3 protein-coding genes are annotated in these 2,182 nt (G+C 60.6%); all 3 read left to right on the top strand.

The genetic code is table 11. The annotated features are described in order from the left end of the window. Positions 1 to 9 precede the first annotated feature (9 nt). The 3 genes from BA066_07780 (at position 10) to BA066_07770 (ending at position 1,899) form a co-directional block, all read left to right on the top strand. Positions 10 to 201: a hypothetical protein gene (locus BA066_07780; GenBank protein ID RDD52795.1), complete on the top strand. Its 192-nt coding sequence runs from the start codon at positions 10 to 12 to the stop codon at positions 199 to 201. Between the two features lie 12 nt (positions 202 to 213). Then, complete coding sequence (locus BA066_07775; GenBank protein RDD52794.1) at positions 214 to 1,428, top strand: hypothetical protein; 1,215 nt, start codon at positions 214 to 216, stop codon at positions 1,426 to 1,428. A gap of 93 nt (positions 1,429 to 1,521) precedes the next feature. Beyond that, positions 1,522 to 1,899: a hypothetical protein gene (locus BA066_07770; GenBank protein RDD52793.1), complete on the top strand. Its 378-nt coding sequence runs from the start codon at positions 1,522 to 1,524 to the stop codon at positions 1,897 to 1,899. Positions 1,900 to 2,182: the final 283 nt, after the last annotated feature.

Below are 2,182 nucleotides of genomic sequence, written 5' to 3'. Positions count from 1 at the left end.
TATCCCGTCATGGTGACCGGCACATTCAAGGGGGAGGCATCCCTCTCCTACGAGTGGGTCGGCAGCGCCCCACCCGGCGTCTCCATCTCCTTCTCTCCCTCCAGGGGAAGGGTCGCCTTCCCCACCAGCATGACGGTGAGCGTCCCATCTGGGGCACCTGCCGGGAGCTACAGGCTGAGAATAAGGGCTCAGAACACGTAGGGAAGCTACGCTGTGAGCGGTAGCGCTGAGATAGACCTCATTATATCCCAGCAGACCACATCGGCTTCCACGACGCAGCCGAGCGGGGAGGCCCCATTCGCGATCAGCCTGCGACCGGATGAGCTGACCGTGAGGAGGGGAGAGCTGGCGCAGTTCTCCTTGATGATCACGACTACTGGCGCCTTCACCGGCCGGATAAACCTGGAGGCCCAGGGAATACCGCCCGGCTCCACCTACATCTTCGCGATAGAGGGCCTCAGCGTTTACCTGAGGATCCAGACGTCCCAGCTCACCCCGGAGGGATCCTACGAGGTGATCGTCATAGGGAGGGGGGATGGATACGAGGCCCGGGACAGCGCGACGCTCGTGGTCACATCGGGGACTCAGGCATCATCCCCCACGACCTCCCCTCAGGTGACCTCTCAGCAGACGACCTCCCCACAGGCGGCAGCTTCCTTCTCCCTGTCCCTGAGCGGGGACTCCGTTGAGGTGACCAGGGGAGGGAACGCGAGAATCTCAGCATCCATCACCGGGAGCGGGGGGTTCTCCAGCCCCGTGACGCTCAGCGTCTCCGGTCTCCCGGATGGGATCACGATCTCCAGCGACGTCAACAACCTGCCACCCCCATTCACCGCTAATCTCCTCATCTCGGCCTCAGCGGGCGCGCCCCTCGGGAACCACACGATAAGCGTCGTCGCGACGGGTGGAGGCATGACGAGGACGGCCACCCTCAGGGTGACGGTGAGGCAGGCGGCAGCATCGCAGCCCTCCGTCCAGCCCAGAATATCAGTCAGCCTCTCCCAGAACAGCCTCACTCTCAGGCCGGGGGATCGGGCCTCAATCGCAGTCTCCGTGACATCGGATGTTCCTGTGAACCTCTCGCTCAGCGGCGCACCGGCCGACATGAGCTACAGGTTCGATCCGGATAGGCTGGGAGGGAGCGGGATTTCCTCGCTCCTCCTATCCCCAGGCTCCACCACCGGGAGCTTCACGCTGATCGTCAGGGCATCAGGGGGAGGGGCAGAGGGATCGGCGACGCTCATCCTGCTGATACAGCCACCTGAGAGTCCAGGGGAAACTCAGACGGGCACAATGCCAACGGCCAGCCTTCTGGAGCTCCTGATCGGGGTGCTGGTAGTGGTCATCCTCCTGGGGGTCCTCGCGCTCCTCCTGGTGAGGAGGAGGGCCCTCAGCCATCCCGCTCCCCCATCCCCTCCTAACCCCTGATCCTTCGCTCACACGAGCCTGAGCTGTGCGAGCATACGCCGGCGGATTTGAAAACGCTTAAAAGTATCCTGATGACCTCCCCCGCGTGGGGTCATGGGAGAGAAGGAGAGGGATCCCTCTGGGCTCGTCTTCGTCTCCCTCATGTTCATAGGGGCCGGTGTTGGCCTGCTATTCGACAGGCCGGACGTAGGTGGGGCGATAGGGATGGGACTCGGCTTCATGGCGATGGCATACATCAGGGCTAAATACAAGGAGCTCAGGCCGGAGGAGAGCCTGATAGTCGGGAGGAGACCTGGCTCCGTGCTGCTAGCCCTAATCGGACTTCTCTTCATAATCGGCGGCATAGGCCTCCTCCTGGGGGTGGAGATATCCATGAGGTATGTGGGCGGGCTCATGCTCGTCGCACTGGGGCTCATCTTCCTGGCGGCGGCCTTCAGGCTCCTCAGGCCACCGTCCCACCATGAGGGATAGAGTGAGGTCTCCTCCTCATAATTTCACCACGATAAGTGCCGCTAATATGATAAGCGAAGCTGTGGGCTCCACAAGAGCCTCGGAAGAATTGACGGGGAATTTCGCAGGGACTAACTTTATTATAAGGAAAGCTCTGTAATTACTGTGAGGATTGATGAGGAGACGAAGAGGATGATGGACGAGATCAGGATAAACTGGAGCGAGTTCATAAGAAATGCCATAAAGAACAAGATAATGGAGGAGAGGAGAAGGAATTTGGCAAAGGCTGTACTGATAAACGAGA

The sequence above is a fragment of the Candidatus Korarchaeota archaeon NZ13-K genome (assembly GCA_003344655.1).
GTDB lineage: Archaea > Korarchaeota > Korarchaeia > Korarchaeales > Korarchaeaceae > Korarchaeum.
The sequence above is the reverse complement of the archived record's forward strand: the minus strand, read 5'-3'. Positions and strand labels throughout refer to the sequence as shown.